Origin of the sequence: Kribbella sp. CCNWLW201, assembly GCF_037203805.1 — a bacterium.
GTDB lineage: Bacteria > Actinomycetota > Actinomycetes > Propionibacteriales > Kribbellaceae > Kribbella.
The window spans coordinates 341276-354772 of sequence record NZ_JBBCBQ010000007.1; the positions used below are offsets into that span (position 1 = coordinate 341276).

Genomic DNA, 13497 nt, shown 5'->3' on the forward strand with positions numbered 1-13497 from the left:
ATCCGCCGGGCCATCCGTTTGCAGCAATCGAGGACAAGCGCGACTCCGCATCTGTGCCGTAGCGTCGGTCTGGACGTGAGACAGGCCGGGCGAGGCGGGCGCGTATGGACTACGAGGCGATGGTTCGGCAGGTCATTGTGGACCTTCAGCGCAGCCTGGACGAGCCGCCGACGTTCCGTGAGCTCGCGGCCCGGTACTACGTGTCGCCGTATCACTTCCACCGGATCTTCCGCGCGATCGCCGGTGAATCGCCGGCCGAGCTGACGCGGCGACTTCGGCTGGAACGAGGCGCGTGGCAGGTCCGGAACACCAGCCGGCAGATCTCGGAGATCGCCTTCCAGGCCGGCTACGCGACCCATGAGGCCTTCACCAAGGCCTTTCAGGCCGGGTTCGGGATCGCGCCGTCGGTCTTCCGCTCGGGCCTGCGGGAGTGTCCGGGGATCCGCAGCGCGAACGGTGTCCACTTCCACCCCGAAGGTATGACCAGGTTTCACCTGCCCGCGAACGGAGGAGATCCGATGAAAGTCGAGATGGTCGAGGTGCCGCCGACCCGGCTGGCCGCCGTACCGCATCAAGGCCCGTACTTCGAGATCGGCGCGGCGTTCGGAGCACTCGAGCAGAAGGCGGCCGAACTCGGGCTCGGCCAGGAGCCGAACGCGCTGCGGGTCGCGATCTACTACGACGACCCCGACGAGAAACCGGCGCCCGAGCTGCGGTCCGTCGCGGCGATCAGCGTGCCCGAGGACGCCGAGATCGGCGACCTCGAGGAGACCCGGCTACCGGCCGGGAAGTACTTGCGCGCCGAGTTCATCGGGCACTACTCGGGACTGGAGACCGCGTGGGCACAGTTGTACGGCGACCACGTCCCGGCCGGCGGGTACACGCTGCGGGACGGGGTGAACTTCGAGGTCTACGTGACCGACCACAGCGTGCCACCGGACCAGTTGCGCACTGACCTCTACCTGCCCATCACCTGAGGCGACCCATGATCGATGAAAGCAGCCTGTCGAATACCGTCGATGCGGTCGCGGCTGTCGACTGGGACGGCGGGTCGCTGCCGGCGGCAGAGCGGTTGCGGATCGGCCGCTGGATCGCGGCACGTCAGGGGTTGCCCGGTGCCTACGGGGACACGTTCGCCGGGTTCGCGGGCGAGTTGGAGCAGGGCATCGTCGTCTTCACCGGCGAGCGCATCACTTCGGCCTCGGCTCGGCACATCCTCGGCGAGGAGTCGAGCCGCGCGCTTCGTCGGCTCGGTGTTGCGGACACCGTCGTGCAGGAAGCCCTCGATCGCGCGAGTGCGGGCCTGCTGCAGTGCCTGGAGAGGGCGGCTCGGGATCCGCGCAATACCAACCCGGTAGGTTCTGCTGCGGCCGATGCACGGTCGGCCTGTGGCGCAACCTGCAGGCGGGCAACCTCGATCGCCAGGAGGAACGCCTGACCGCGGGTATCGGCGATCTTCGCCAGCTCCGAAAGGGCGATGGCGAATGGCGGACCTATCCCTTCTGGTACACCGTGCTCGCGCTCACCGCCGTCGACCTGGCCGAAGCCCGGCAAGAACTCGAGTACGCCGCCCCGAAGCTCGAGTCCCTCATCCGCAAGCCCCGTCCCACCACCCGCCACGCCCAGCGCCGCCATGCCCTTGCCCACCGAGCACTCGCACAGCTCTAGCGCGTGTTCGAAGGGTCGGCGTGCTCAGCTGGCGCGGCCCGTTATCGTCGTAAGCTTCGCGAGATGTTTCCAATGGGATTGTCGATGCTGTGGGAATCGACCGAGCCGCGGCGGGCTCTGCAGGAGAGGTTCGGGCCCGACAGCTTCGATGACGCGGTCGACTGGCTTACCAAAGGTCTCGCCCAGGCTTGGGCCATCGACGTGGAAGCCTGCGACCGGATCGTCATCAGCGGCGACAACGCCATCGCCTGGGTCGGCACCAACCAGGGGCCGTTGGTGGCGAAGTGGTCTCGAGCCCAGGAACAGTTCGTCAGATTCACCGCGATCGCAGATCTGCTCCAGGCGCTGCACCAGCAAGGGGTGCCGGTGGCCCCACCCCCTGTCCTCAGCGGACAGCACGTATCGAGTGATCGTTGATTCCGGTTCGTTGCCGCTGTCGATAACGGTGCAACCGCTGATAGACGGCGATCTGCTGGACACGACTGACGAGACGGCAGTCCGCCGGGCTGGTGCTTGTCTGGCTTCCCTGCACGGCGCCTTGGCGATCCACAAGGACTACCGGGCCTCCAACGTCCTCACGGCCGACTCAGAGATCCTTGCCGTCATCGACTTCGACTCGGTCGTTCGGGACTACTGCGTCAGCGACCTCGCGAACTCGTTCGTCAGGCTCGGCACCCGTTTCACCAACTGGCAACCGACACCCGCAAGTGTTCGCCACACCCTTCTCGAGGGGTACCAATCAGTGCGATCACTCACCCTGCTCGAACGCCAATGGCTCCAAGCACTCGTGCTCTGGCAAGGAATCGCCGCCATCCCGCCCGGTGATGACCCAGCCGGCTGGGCAAGAGCTCTGTAGAACCCCCATTGCCTGACAGATTCAGGGGAACACCTGTTCGATTCTCGGGTATGGTGGGGGTATGGCTGCTGATCTTCAGGGCTCGTTGCTGGATGCTTTCGAGGATCCTGCGCTGGGTTCGGTGGACGGGGTCCGGCGGACGGATCTCGGCCGGGGCGCGTGGATCGACGTACTGCCGCGGTGGCTGACCGGGGCGGATCAGGTGTACGAGCGGTTGGCGCGGGACGTCCCGTGGCAGGCCGAGCGGCGGCAGATGTACGACCGGGTGGTCGACGTACCGCGGTTGCTCTGCTTCTACGGGGAGAACGAGGCGCTGCCGTTGCCAATCCTGGACGAAGCCCGCGACCTGCTCAGCGCGTACTACGCGGAGGAGCTGGGCGAACCGTTCCGTACGGCGGGGTTGTGCTTCTACCGCGATGGCCGGGACAGCGTCGCCTGGCACGGCGACCGGATCGGGCGCGGGAACCACGAGGACACGATGGTCGCCATCCTGTCCGTCGGCGAACCACGCGTGCTCGCGCTGCGACCACGCCCCGGCGGCTCGAGCGGCCCCGTCAGCTCGACCGTCAGGTATCCCCTCGGCCACGGCGACCTCATCGTGATGGGCGGCTCCTGCCAACGCACCTGGGAACACGCCATCCCCAAGGCCTCCGGCCGCATCGGCCCCCGCATCAGCATCCAATTCCGCCCCCGCGGCGTCCGCTGACCCCGGCGGCTAGGCGGTTGGGCGGTAGCGCAGGTTCACCTGGGCTGAGGGGGCGCCGTTGACCAGCTCCAGGCGGATGGGACTGCCTGCGGGGTTGTCGAACAAGCGGATCCCGTCGCCGAGCAGCACCGGCAGGACGTGCAGGTCGATCTCGTCGATCAGTCCGCGGTCGAGCAGTTGCCGGCGATCGAGGGCGAGAAGACCTCGAGGTTCTTGCCGGCCGCGGCCTCCAGGCCGATCCGGACCGCCTCGGCCACGTCACAGTTCAGGAAGGTCACGCCGTCGACGGCCTGCGCGTCTTCGGGGTGATGCGTGAGGACGAAGAGCGGGCCCTGCCACGCACCGCCGTAGATGGCGCCGGGGTTGGGGTAGGCGTCCCAGCCGTCCCGGCCGCCGAGCACGGCGCCGGTCGTCGACGTACTCCTCGATCAGGCCGGGGCGGTTCGACCCGTCCATCCAGTCCATCGAGTGATTCGGGCCCGCCACGAACCCATCCAGCGACATGGCGAAGTGCCAGAGCACCTTGCCTGCGGCGGTCTGCGGTTCGGTGTCTACGAACTGCACGGTGGACATACTGATCCTCTCCGTCGGCTTCTGCTGTCGCCCGGTACGTCGGAGGCGATTCGCGCGTCTCGACAAGGCGTGAAAATCACCAAGACGATCACCTGTCTTCCGTCTAGCCTCCACGTCATGGACAACGAGGCCGCCAAGGATGTGGTGCGGCGCGGGTACGACGCTTTGTCTGCTCGGTACGACGAGGCGTACGGCGGAGAGACGAAGTACGGCGGGTGGTTGGAAGAGGTACTCGCCCGCCTCCACGGGCCTAGCCGGGTCCTCGACGTGGGCTGCGGGTCGGGCGTGCCGGTCGCACTTACTCTTGCCGAGGCCGGCCATCACGTCACGGGTGTCGACCTCAGTGAAGTACAGATCGACCGGGCAAGAGCGCACGTCCCGGCGGCCACCTTCATCCAGGCCGATGCCACCACGTTGGACCTGCCTCCGGGCTCCTTTGATGCCGTGCTGTCGTTCTATGCGCTCATCCACATTCCAGTCGACGAACAGGAGCCGCTCCTGCGCCGGATAGCGGAGTGGCTGCGCACGGGTGGCCTGTTTGTCGCAACCATCGGCGCGACCGCCTGGACCGGCTCCGAGGAGAACTGGCTCGGCGGCGACGTCCCGATGTGGTGGAGCCACGCCGACGCGTCCACGACCCGAACCTGGGTTGAGCAAGCCGGTCTCGTGGTGGAGCGCGAAGACTTCATCCCCGAAGGGCCCGGCGGCCACACCCTCCTGTGGGCCACCCGAGTGTGAGCCGTGGCGGGTCATGCGGCGGCCTGGGCTGGTTGGAGGGGTTGGTAGATGTGGTGGGCGGAGGCTATGTAGAAGCCGAGGAGAGGGACTCCAGCGGCTCGGCAGGTGTGGGTGGCGGCTGACGCCCATTCAGTGTCCAGGGACGGCCAGGTGGGTGGCCCGGGTCGGCCTAGGGCCAGGAGTAGCGAGGTGCCCGGGGCGGTGCGGACGGCGGGCATGATCGGGGTCAGGGCGGACGTGCACATGTCGCCGGCGGCCAGGGATCTGGTGCGGTGCTCGAACTCCGTCGGCAGGTCGACGGCGATGGCGGCTCGGTAGTGGGTGTCCTCGTCGCACAGCACGACGGTGAACGTGCCGCGCTGGCGGTCGCCGAGGCTCACCAGAAGGTCGACGACGTCGGCTGCCAGCGCGGGATCGGAGAGTGGGTGATCGGTCCAGGTCTGTGGGAGGTCTTGGAAGCTCATACCTACAAGGTGCCGTCGTTTCGGCCCCGCTTCTGAGTTATCCACAGACCAATTTCCACTCACAAATGGCCCATCGGACAAGCACTGAAGTGGACCTGCCTGATGGGCCGGCAGGCTCCTAGGCTCAAGACATACCGAGCCGAGGGAGACTCCGATGAGCATCACGACCGACCGCATCCGCAGCGGACGCGACAGCGTTCTCCCGCCGGCCGGCGCGCCGCGGGACCTGGCCATGGCCCAGCTCGCCAACTCGGTCGGCGACGGCGCCTTCATCGTCACGAGTGCCCTGTTCTTCACCCGCGTGGTCGGCCTCTCGACAGCACAGGTCGGCCTCGGACTGACGATCGCCTGGTTGGTCGGATTCTTGACCGGCGTACCGCTAGGCAACCTGGCGGATCGCAAGGGCGCGCGTGGGGTTGCGGTGGTGCTGGCGTTGACGACGGCGGCTTCGGTCGGGTCGTTCATGGTCGTGCGGAGCTTTCCGTTGTTTCTCCTAGCGGCAGTCACCTATGCATGCAGTCAGACAGGTCTCACCGCCGCGCGTCAGGCACTGCTGGCAGGGTTGGTGCAGCCGGCCGAGCGCACCCGGATCCGCGCGTTCCTGCAGTCCACAGTCAACGCCGGACTCGCAGTCGGCGCGGCACTCGGCGGTATCGCGCTCCACTACGACACGGCAACGGCGTACCTGATTGTCTTCGCTCTCGACGTTCTCAGCTTCCTGATCGCAGCCCGGCTCATCCACCGAGTGCCACGAGTCGCGATCACCACCCGCGTCCAAGGTGAGCCGCGTCTCGCCGTACTGCGCGATCGTCCGTACGCCGTACTCGCACTGCTCAACGCGATCATGCTCCTCTTCATGCCTCTCCTCAGCCTGGTCGTACCGCTGTGGATCGTCACCCGCACCGACGCGCCGGACTGGGTCGTCGCCTCGCTCCTGATCGTCAACACGATCGGAGTCACCCTCTTCCAGGTGCGCGCAGCGCGCAGCGTCAAGGACCTCACGACAGCCACTCGCTCGATCCGGTACGCCGGAATCGCCATGCTGGCCGCGTGTTCGGTGTTCGCCATCTCGGCCGTCGACATGAGCGCCACGACGGCTGCCGTCGTACTCATCGGCGGTGCGGCACTCCTGACCCTTGGCGAGATGAAGCTGGCGTCCGGGGCGTGGGAGATCAGCTTCGGACTGGCGCCGGCCGACAAGCAGGGTCAGTACCAGGGCTTCTTCGGAACCGGCCCGGCCATCGCCCGCATGCTCGGTCCGGCGCTGCTCACCACAGTGGTTCTCGGATGGGGTCCGATCGGCTGGATCGCTGTGGGTGCACTGTTCCTGGGTACCAGTTGCGCAACTGGTCCCGCCGTACGATGGGCTGCGCGGACGAGGGCCGTCAACGAGGACGCCCTGCCGTCGTTGGTAGAGGAGAACGCCGCCTGATGGAGATCCCAGGACTGGTAGAGATCACGACGTACGACGAACTGCGCGAGATCGTGCCGGCACCACTGGCTGCCGCCGCAGGGAAGACCCGCAAGGAACTGCACGAGCTGGATCGGCAGTGGCTGGCCGCGTCGCCGTTCTGCCTGATCGCCACCTCGGCGGCCGACGGTTCCTGCGACGTGTCCCCCAAGGGCGATCCAGCCGGATTCACCAAGGTCTTCGACGACAGCACGATCGCGATCCCGGAGCGTGCGGGCAACCGGCGGGTCGACGGGTTCACCAACATCCTCTCCAACCCGCACGTCGGGCTGATCTACTTCATCCCCGGACGCGGTGACACGCTGCGGATCAACGGGCGGGCGCGGATCGTCAGGGAGGCCCCGTTCTTCGACGAGATGATCGTCCGGGGCAACCGTCCGCAACTGGCCCTGCTGGTGGAGATCGAGGAGATCTTCCACCACTGCTCGAAGTCGTTCCTGCGCTCGCAGCTGTGGAAGCCGGAGACCTGGGAGCCGGACGCGATGCCGAGCCGCGCGAAGATCTCCAAGGCGCTGGAGCGCAAGGACGACGACCTGGCCGAGCTCGAGGCGTACTACGGCAAGACGTACGAGGAGAAGATCTACCAGGTCAAGTACTGAACTACCGCGGATGGAGCAGAGCCGGATACTCCGTGGCGACGATGACACCCGGCTCTGCGGCCTCTACGGTTTCGTACTGTGACCACGACTGAGCCGATCGCCGCACCGACCCTGGGATCCCGGGTGCGGCGCATCGCGCTGCCCGTGATCCTCAGCGTCTTCATGGTGGTCGGCACGTTCGGCGCCGCTGACGGCCAGCCGGAGCGCCGGGACGCCGACTGGTTCATGGTCGTCCTGCTCCTGATCGGGTCGCTGTCGCTCTACTGGCTCCGGACCCACCCGATCCCGGTGCTGTGGGCAACGGTCGTGTCCACGCTCACCTACATGCTGATGCAGTACCCGTGGGGCCCGGTCATCTTCTCGTTCGTGATCGCCGCCTTCACGGTGATCCGCTACGGTCACCGGCTGGCCGGCTGGGTCGGCATCGTCGCCCTGTACGTCGGTCATGTCGGCGGCCGGATGGTCCTCGGGATCAACGAGCAGGGCGTGTACCAGATCCTCCTGGTCGGCACGTGTTTCGTCGTACTGGGGTTCACCGCGGAGCTCTTCCGCGCCCAGCGGGACCGGGCCATGGCGGCGGCCCGGACGCGGCGGGAGGCCGAGCTGCGGAAGGCCGGCGAGGAGCGGCTGCGGATCGCGCAGGAGCTGCACGACGTGGTGGCGCACCACATCTCGCTGATCAACGTGCAGGCGTCGACCGCGCTGCACCTGGTCGATCGGCAACCCGAGCAGGCCGGTCCGGCCTTGGCCGCGATCAAAGACGCGAGCAAAGAGGCGCTGGTCGAGCTGCGGTCGATCGTCGGGATCCTGCGGCAGTCGGACGAGTCGGCGCCACGGCAGCCGGTCGCCGGGCTGGAGCGGCTCGACCACCTGGTCAGCCGGACGTCACGTGCCGGTCTGGAAGTTCACACCATCGTCCACGGCGACCCGCACCCGTTGCCGACCGGGCTGGACCGCGCGGCGTTCCGCATCATCCAGGAGTCGCTCACCAACATCGTCCGGCACGCCAAGGCGAGCTCCGCGACCGTCCGCATCCAGTACGGCGACCAAGCGCTCGTACTGCAGGTCGACGACGACGGCCAGTCCCTCACCGGCCCACCGAAAGAGGGCAACGGCATCATCGGCATGCGAGAACGAGCCACCGCCCTCGGCGGCACCCTCACCGCCACCCGCACCCCCGCCGGCGGCATGCGCATCACCGCCCACCTACCGCTGTAGATTTCCTGCGAAAAACCACCACCGCCCGGCCCCGCCACCAGCAGATTCACAGAGAACTCCCAGAAGCTCACAACGACCGTCCAGATCCGCTGGTCAGGCTCTGGGCCATGACAACGATCGACGTACAAGGGCTGACCAAGCGGTACGGGTCCGACACCGTGGTGGACGACTTGTCCTTCACCGTGGCACCCGGGCAAGTGACCGGCTTCCTCGGCCCGAACGGCGCAGGCAAGTCCACGACCATGAAGATGATCATCGGTCTGGCCGCTCCGACCCGAGGTTCCGTCAGCATCGGCGGCCGGCGCTATCGAGACCTCCCGGTGCCACTGACCGAGGTGGGCGCGCTGCTCGACGCGAGTGCGGTCCACGGCGGACGTACGGCGTACAACCATTTGCTGGCGCTTGCCGTCAGCAACGGACTCCCCCGGCGCCGGGTCGGCGAAGTGCTCGCCCGGACCGGGCTCGAGGGCGTGGCCGGCAAGCGGGCCGGCGGGTTCTCGCTCGGCATGCGGCAGCGGCTCGGCATCGCGGCGACGCTGCTCGGCGATCCGCAGGTGCTGATCTTCGACGAACCGGTGAACGGTCTCGACCCCGAGGGCATCCGCTGGATCAGGGACTTCATGCGCTCGCTGGCCAGTGAGGGCCGGGCGGTGCTGGTCTCCAGCCACCTGATGAGCGAGATGGCACAGACCGCCGACCACCTGGTCGTCATCGGCAAGGGCCGGCTGATCGCCGACATGGGCATGGCCGACCTGATGCACGCCAACGGCGAAGGCACCGTGCTGGTCCGCACATCGGATCCGGATGACTTCGCACGAAGGCTGACCGCGGCCGGCGCCGCCGTACGGGACGGGCTGGAGAACTCACTCGTCGTCTCCGCGATGAGCAGCGCGGAGATCGGCAAGCTCGCCGCCTACCACGGCGTCGCGCTCAGCGAACTCACCCCGCAGCGGGCGTCACTGGAGGACGCCTTCATGGAACTGACCAGGGACAGCATCGAGTACCAGGGGGCGGCCGCATGACGATTCTGCACGCGGAATGGATCAAGCTCCGCAGCCTCCGCTCGACCTGGTACACCCTGGCCTGCCTCTTCGTGGTCGGCCTCGGGATCACCTTCCTGTCCATGAGTTCGGCCGGGAAGCAGTACGCCGGCGCTACCGCCGAAGAAAGGTCGGTCTGGGATCCGACCAGCATGAGCCTGACGACGTTCATCGTCGCCCAGCTCATCATCGGCGTACTGGGCATCCTGATCGTCACCTCCGAGTTCGCGACCGGCCTCATGCAGACAACACTGGCCGCCACACCCCGCCGGCATCGACTGCTGGCGGCCAAGGCGGTGGTGGCCACCGCTGTCGCCGTACTCGCAGGCCAGGCGCTGATGTTCGCCGCGTTCTTCCTCGGACAGACACTCCTCGCCGGACACGACGTACCGAACGCGGCGCTCGGCGATCCCGGCGTACTGTCCGCGGTGAGCGGAGGCGGTCTCTACCTGTCGGCGATCGCCCTTCTCGCGCTCGGTCTCGGCACGATCATGCGGGCCACGGCGGGAGCGCTCGCCACCCTGGTCGGGATCGTCTTCCTGGTCCCTGCCATCGCAGGCCTGTTTCCCTCGTGGATGAAGGGTCTCTTCAACTTCTGGCCGACCCTGGGACCGACCGCTGTCTTCAAGACGGTGCCGGATCCCGACTTCCCGCACCCCTGGCTGAACCTGGGCGGGATGTGTCTCGGTGTCGCCGCCGTACTGGCCGTCGCGTTCGTCGTGTTCCGGCGCCGCGACGTATGACCGTCTCCGTATCCTGGCGGGCATGGCGATGACGCGGCTGCTCGTGGTCGACGACGAAGCGACCGTTCGTGAGTTGCTGTCCGCGACACTGCGTTTCGCCGGATTCGAGGTGACCTCCGCGGCGACCGCTTCCGAAGCGGTCGCCGCGGCTGCCGAGGAGCCGCCGGATCTGGTGCTGCTCGACGTCATGCTGCCCGACATGGACGGTTTCGAGGTGGTACGGCGGCTGCGCGAGCAACGCGTGGACACCCACAACGGGCCGGTGCCCGTGCTGTTCCTGACCGCACGGGACCGTCAGGCCGACAAGATCACCGGGCTCTCCCTCGGCGCCGACGACTACGTGACCAAGCCGTTCGACCTGGAGGAGCTGATCGCCCGGATCCGCGCGATCCTCCGTCGTACAGCCGGCCACCAGACCGACGTACTGACCGTGGGGACACTCGTGCTGGACGCAGAGGGGCACCAGGTGACGCGGGCGGGCCAACCACTGCGCGTCTCCCCAACTGAGTTCCGGCTGCTGCATTACCTGATGGAGAACGCCGGGCGGGTGGTGTCCAAAACACAGATCCTCGACCGGGTATGGCGCTATGACTTCAACGGAGACACGAGCATCGTCGACACCTACATCTCCTACCTGCGGCGCAAGGTCGACGACGAAGAGCCCAAGCTCATCCAGACCGTGCACGGTGTGGGCTACGTGATGCGGGCGCCGAAGCGATGAGGCGCGTCTCGCTGCGGGCCCGGCTGTTGCTGCTCACGACCGCGTTGCTGCTGGCCGGACTGAGCCTGATCAGCGCGGTCGTCTCGACCCAGCTGGAGCGCTATCAGCTCGACCGGCTCGACGGCCAACTGCGCTCGTTCACCGAGATCATCTCGAGCGTTTCGACGACCGGGCCGTCCAGGAACACGCCTGCTCAGCCCCAGCTCCTCGACCCGGCCCTGGAGCTGATCGGTACGCCGTACCTGGTCTATCTGGACAAGGACGGCGCGATTGTGGGGTCTATTCACTCCTCGCGATTGGACCCCTCGACCCTGCCATCGCCCGACGAACTGCGGTCGCTCAAGACTGACGGGACGGCCGTCGACCTGCTCGCGGCGGACAGCTCGGGACGGTGGCGAGCCATGGCACGGCCGACCGTCGGATGGGCCGGAAAGGTGATCGCCGCCGCGCCACTGACCGAGGCCGATGCCACGATCGCCCGGCTCCGGGCCAGCAGCCTGGTCAGCGGCGCCGCACTGCTCGTCCTGCTGACAGCGGTCGGCTGGTGGGCCCTCGGCCGGGGTCTGCGACCGCTGCGCCGGATCGAGCACACCGCGGCCGCGATCGCCGACGGCGACCTGAGCCGGCGAGTACCCGGGCTCGCCGCACCCAGCACGGAGATCGGCCATCTCGCGACGTCGCTCAACACCATGCTCGGCCAGCTCGAACAGGCCTTCGCCGACCGGGCCGCGTCCGAGGCCCGGATGCGCACGTTCCTGTCGGATGTCAGCCACGAGCTGCGCACTCCTCTCGTCGGCATCAAAGGCTCGACCGAGCTCTACCGAATGGGCGCGCTGCCCGACCGGACCGACGTCGACGAGGCGATGCACCGCATCGACCGCGAGGCCACCCGGCTCGCTGCCCTCACCGAGGACCTCCTGCTGCTCGCCCAGCTCGACGAGGCACCCGAAGGACAGCTCGACCAGGCACCGATGGACCTACGCACTCTCGCGAACGACGCCCGCCACGAGCTACGCGCCCTCGACCCCTCCCGCCTGATCACACTCACCGGCCCGGACGGGTACGCCGTACCCGGCCCTGCGCCTGTCCACGGCGACGAGAACCGACTGCGCCAGGTCATCACCAACCTGGTGGGCAACGCCGCCGCCCACACCCCGCCCGGCACACCGGTCCGTATCGGCGTCGGTACGACGGACGGCCGCGCCGTACTCGAAGTCGCGGACCAGGGCCCGGGCATGACACCCGAACAGGCGGAACGTGCCTTCGACCGCTTCTACCGAGCCGACCGCTCCCGCAACCACTCCGGCGGCGCCAACACCGGCCTCGGCCTGGCCATCGCCCGCTCCATCGCCCGAGCCCACAACGGCGACGTAGAACTACACACAGCCCTAGCCAGAGGCTCGACCTTCCGCCTCACGCTCCCCTGCTTACGGCAGGCGGACGTGGGAGGGGTTGAGGTCGGCTACTCGGGAGACGCCTAGGAGGGCCATGGTGCGGCGGACTTCCTTGGTGAGGATCTCGGCGGCTCGGGCGACGCCGCGTTGGCCGCCGGCCATCAGGCCGTAGAGGTAGGCGCGACCGACCAGGCAGGCGTCGGCGCCCAATGCGATGGAGGCGACGATGTCGGCGCCGGACATGATGCCGGTGTCGAGGTAGATCTCGGCGTCGCTGCCGACTGCCTTGCGGACCTCGGGGAGGATGCGCAGCGGGGTGGGTGCCCGGTCGAGCTGGCGGCCACCGTGGTTGGAGAGCACGATCGCGTCGGCGCCCGCGTCGACCACCCGGCGCGCGTCCTCGACGGTCTGGATGCCCTTGACGATCAGCGGGCCGGACCAGATCGAACGCAGCCAGTTGAGGTCGTCGATCGTCATCGTCGGGTCGAACAGCTTGTCCAGCAGCTCCGCGACCGTGCCGTCCCAGGTGGACAGCGACGCGAACGTCAACGGCCGCGTGGTCAGCAGGTTGGCCCACCACGCCGGGTGCAGCGACGCGTCCAGCACGGTCTTCGCGGTCAACGACGGCGGGATGGTGAACCCGTTCCGTACGTCGCGCAACCGCGCACCTGCCACCGGTACGTCGACCGTCAGCATCAGAGCCTCATACCCGGCCGCGGCCGACCGCTTCACCAGGTCCTCACCGGCGTCGCGGTCCTTCCACACGTAGAGCTGGAACCACTTGCGCGCATCCGGTGCGGCCGCGGCGACGTCCTCGATCGACGTCGTACCCATGGTGGACAGCGCGTACGGGATGCCGATCTGCTCGGCGACCTTGACGACCGCGCTCTCGCCCTCGTGGTTCATCATCCGGGTGAACCCGGTCGGCGCGAACGCGAACGGCAGCTCCGAGCGCCCGCCGAGGATCGACGTGCCGAGATCGATGTCGGAGACGTTGCGCAGGATCGACGGCTGCAATTCCATCTCGGCGAACAGCTGCCGGGCCCGGCGCAGGCTGATCTCCGCCTCGGCCGCACCGTCGGTGTAGTCGAACACCGAGCGCGGCGTCCGGCGCTTGGCGATCGCCCGCAGGTCGGAGATGGTGAGCGCCTTCTCGAGCCGGCGGTCGGTCGCGTTCACCGTGATCGGCTTCGGCCGCAGCAGCGGCTTGAGCTCGGACCATTTGGGTAGCTGTCGATCGGTCATCAGTACTCCGAAAGGCCGGCAAGGGCGGACGGGGTCGTGTGGTCGGACCACAGCATAGCCT

The 13497-nt window shown here is 67.8% G+C and carries 17 protein-coding genes; 14 read left to right on the top strand and 3 right to left on the bottom strand.

Annotated features, from left to right (window positions below):
- The first annotated feature begins 104 nt into the window (after positions 1 to 104).
- The 6 genes from V9K99_RS27780 to V9K99_RS27805 all read left to right on the top strand — a co-directional run bounded on the left by V9K99_RS27780 (position 105) and on the right by V9K99_RS27805 (position 3230).
- Positions 105 to 977 (top strand): AraC family transcriptional regulator, encoded by an 873-nt coding sequence (locus V9K99_RS27780; protein WP_337006720.1) that lies wholly within the window; start codon positions 105 to 107, stop codon positions 975 to 977.
- Between the two features lie 8 nt (positions 978 to 985).
- Positions 986 to 1438, top strand: coding sequence for a hypothetical protein (locus V9K99_RS27785; protein WP_337006721.1), 453 nt, complete (start codon positions 986 to 988; stop codon positions 1436 to 1438).
- A gap of 74 nt (positions 1439 to 1512) precedes the next feature.
- Positions 1513 to 1668, top strand: a complete 156-nt coding sequence (locus V9K99_RS27790; RefSeq protein ID WP_337006722.1) for a hypothetical protein — start codon at positions 1513 to 1515, stop codon at positions 1666 to 1668.
- 63 nt (positions 1669 to 1731) lie between these two features.
- A complete protein-coding gene (locus V9K99_RS27795) occupies positions 1732 to 2085 on the top strand; it encodes a hypothetical protein (RefSeq protein WP_337006723.1) in 354 nt (117 codons plus the stop codon).
- A gap of 28 nt (positions 2086 to 2113) precedes the next feature.
- Positions 2114 to 2524 carry a phosphotransferase gene (locus V9K99_RS27800; protein WP_337006724.1) on the top strand — a complete coding sequence of 137 codons (411 nt, stop codon included), beginning with the start codon at positions 2114 to 2116 and terminating at the stop codon, positions 2522 to 2524.
- Between the two features lie 61 nt (positions 2525 to 2585).
- Complete coding sequence (locus V9K99_RS27805; protein ID WP_337006725.1) at positions 2586 to 3230, top strand: alpha-ketoglutarate-dependent dioxygenase AlkB; 645 nt, start codon at positions 2586 to 2588, stop codon at positions 3228 to 3230.
- A 158-nt stretch (positions 3231 to 3388) separates the two neighbouring features.
- On the opposite strand, the gene V9K99_RS27810 is transcribed toward V9K99_RS27805, so the two are convergent.
- Positions 3389 to 3631, bottom strand: coding sequence for a hypothetical protein (locus V9K99_RS27810; RefSeq protein WP_337006727.1), 243 nt, complete (start codon positions 3629 to 3631; stop codon positions 3389 to 3391).
- A 289-nt stretch (positions 3632 to 3920) separates the two neighbouring features.
- Here V9K99_RS27810 and V9K99_RS27815 point away from each other — a divergent pair, with 289 nt between their 5' ends.
- Complete coding sequence (locus tag V9K99_RS27815) at positions 3921 to 4541, top strand: class I SAM-dependent methyltransferase (protein WP_337006729.1); 621 nt, start codon at positions 3921 to 3923, stop codon at positions 4539 to 4541.
- 11 nt (positions 4542 to 4552) lie between these two features.
- On the opposite strand, the gene V9K99_RS27820 is transcribed toward V9K99_RS27815, so the two are convergent.
- A complete protein-coding gene (locus V9K99_RS27820) occupies positions 4553 to 5005 on the bottom strand; it encodes a hypothetical protein (RefSeq protein WP_337006730.1) in 453 nt (150 codons plus the stop codon).
- Between the two features lie 154 nt (positions 5006 to 5159).
- Between V9K99_RS27820 and V9K99_RS27825 the strand changes: the two genes are divergently transcribed.
- The 7 genes from V9K99_RS27825 (at position 5160) to V9K99_RS27855 (ending at position 12278) form a co-directional block, all read left to right on the top strand.
- Positions 5160 to 6437 (top strand): MFS transporter, encoded by a 1278-nt coding sequence (locus V9K99_RS27825; protein WP_337006731.1) that lies wholly within the window; start codon positions 5160 to 5162, stop codon positions 6435 to 6437.
- The gene (locus tag V9K99_RS27830; protein ID WP_337006732.1) at positions 6437 to 7075 is read left to right on the top strand and encodes a pyridoxamine 5'-phosphate oxidase family protein; all 639 of its coding nucleotides are present in this window, start codon (positions 6437 to 6439) and stop codon (positions 7073 to 7075) included. The genes V9K99_RS27825 and V9K99_RS27830 overlap by 1 nt, the downstream gene beginning before the upstream one ends.
- 78 nt (positions 7076 to 7153) lie before the next feature.
- Positions 7154 to 8293, top strand: a complete 1140-nt coding sequence (locus tag V9K99_RS27835) for a sensor histidine kinase (RefSeq protein ID WP_337006733.1) — start codon at positions 7154 to 7156, stop codon at positions 8291 to 8293.
- 107 nt (positions 8294 to 8400) lie between these two features.
- Positions 8401 to 9315 (top strand): ABC transporter ATP-binding protein, encoded by a 915-nt coding sequence (locus tag V9K99_RS27840; protein WP_337006734.1) that lies wholly within the window; start codon positions 8401 to 8403, stop codon positions 9313 to 9315.
- On the top strand, positions 9312 to 10076 hold the full coding sequence (locus V9K99_RS27845) for an ABC transporter permease subunit (protein ID WP_337006735.1): 765 nt from the start codon (positions 9312 to 9314) through the stop codon (positions 10074 to 10076). Before V9K99_RS27840 ends, V9K99_RS27845 begins: the two co-directional genes overlap by 4 nt.
- Positions 10077 to 10098: 22 nt before the next feature.
- Positions 10099 to 10797, top strand: a complete 699-nt coding sequence (locus V9K99_RS27850) for a response regulator transcription factor (RefSeq protein ID WP_337006736.1) — start codon at positions 10099 to 10101, stop codon at positions 10795 to 10797.
- On the top strand, positions 10794 to 12278 hold the full coding sequence (locus V9K99_RS27855) for a sensor histidine kinase (RefSeq protein ID WP_337006737.1): 1485 nt from the start codon (positions 10794 to 10796) through the stop codon (positions 12276 to 12278). The genes V9K99_RS27850 and V9K99_RS27855 overlap by 4 nt, the downstream gene beginning before the upstream one ends.
- On the opposite strand, the gene V9K99_RS27860 is transcribed toward V9K99_RS27855, so the two are convergent.
- Positions 12225 to 13436, bottom strand: coding sequence for an alpha-hydroxy acid oxidase (locus V9K99_RS27860; protein WP_337006738.1), 1212 nt, complete (start codon positions 13434 to 13436; stop codon positions 12225 to 12227). The two genes, V9K99_RS27855 and V9K99_RS27860, sit on opposite strands and share 54 nt — an antisense overlap.
- Positions 13437 to 13497: the final 61 nt, after the last annotated feature.

Excerpts from the sequence above, each read along its gene's own strand:
- V9K99_RS27780 (WP_337006720.1), top strand. The coding sequence starts at position 105 with ATGGACTACGAGGCGATGGTTCGGCAGGTCATTGTGGACCTTCAGCGC.
- V9K99_RS27860 (WP_337006738.1), bottom strand. The coding sequence starts at position 13,436 with ATGACCGATCGACAGCTACCCAAATGGTCCGAGCTCAAGCCGCTGCTG.
- V9K99_RS27850 (WP_337006736.1), top strand. The coding sequence starts at position 10,099 with ATGGCGATGACGCGGCTGCTCGTGGTCGACGACGAAGCGACCGTTCGT.
- V9K99_RS27825 (WP_337006731.1), top strand. The coding sequence starts at position 5,160 with ATGAGCATCACGACCGACCGCATCCGCAGCGGACGCGACAGCGTTCTC.
- V9K99_RS27855 (WP_337006737.1), top strand. The coding sequence starts at position 10,794 with ATGAGGCGCGTCTCGCTGCGGGCCCGGCTGTTGCTGCTCACGACCGCG.
- V9K99_RS27845 (WP_337006735.1), top strand. The coding sequence starts at position 9,312 with ATGACGATTCTGCACGCGGAATGGATCAAGCTCCGCAGCCTCCGCTCG.
- V9K99_RS27805 (WP_337006725.1), top strand. The coding sequence starts at position 2,586 with ATGGCTGCTGATCTTCAGGGCTCGTTGCTGGATGCTTTCGAGGATCCT.
- V9K99_RS27830 (WP_337006732.1), top strand. The coding sequence starts at position 6,437 with ATGGAGATCCCAGGACTGGTAGAGATCACGACGTACGACGAACTGCGC.
- V9K99_RS27840 (WP_337006734.1), top strand. The coding sequence starts at position 8,401 with ATGACAACGATCGACGTACAAGGGCTGACCAAGCGGTACGGGTCCGAC.
- V9K99_RS27815 (WP_337006729.1), top strand. The coding sequence starts at position 3,921 with ATGGACAACGAGGCCGCCAAGGATGTGGTGCGGCGCGGGTACGACGCT.
- V9K99_RS27820 (WP_337006730.1), bottom strand. The coding sequence starts at position 5,005 with ATGAGCTTCCAAGACCTCCCACAGACCTGGACCGATCACCCACTCTCC.
- V9K99_RS27785 (WP_337006721.1), top strand. The coding sequence starts at position 986 with ATGATCGATGAAAGCAGCCTGTCGAATACCGTCGATGCGGTCGCGGCT.
- V9K99_RS27795 (WP_337006723.1), top strand. The coding sequence starts at position 1,732 with ATGTTTCCAATGGGATTGTCGATGCTGTGGGAATCGACCGAGCCGCGG.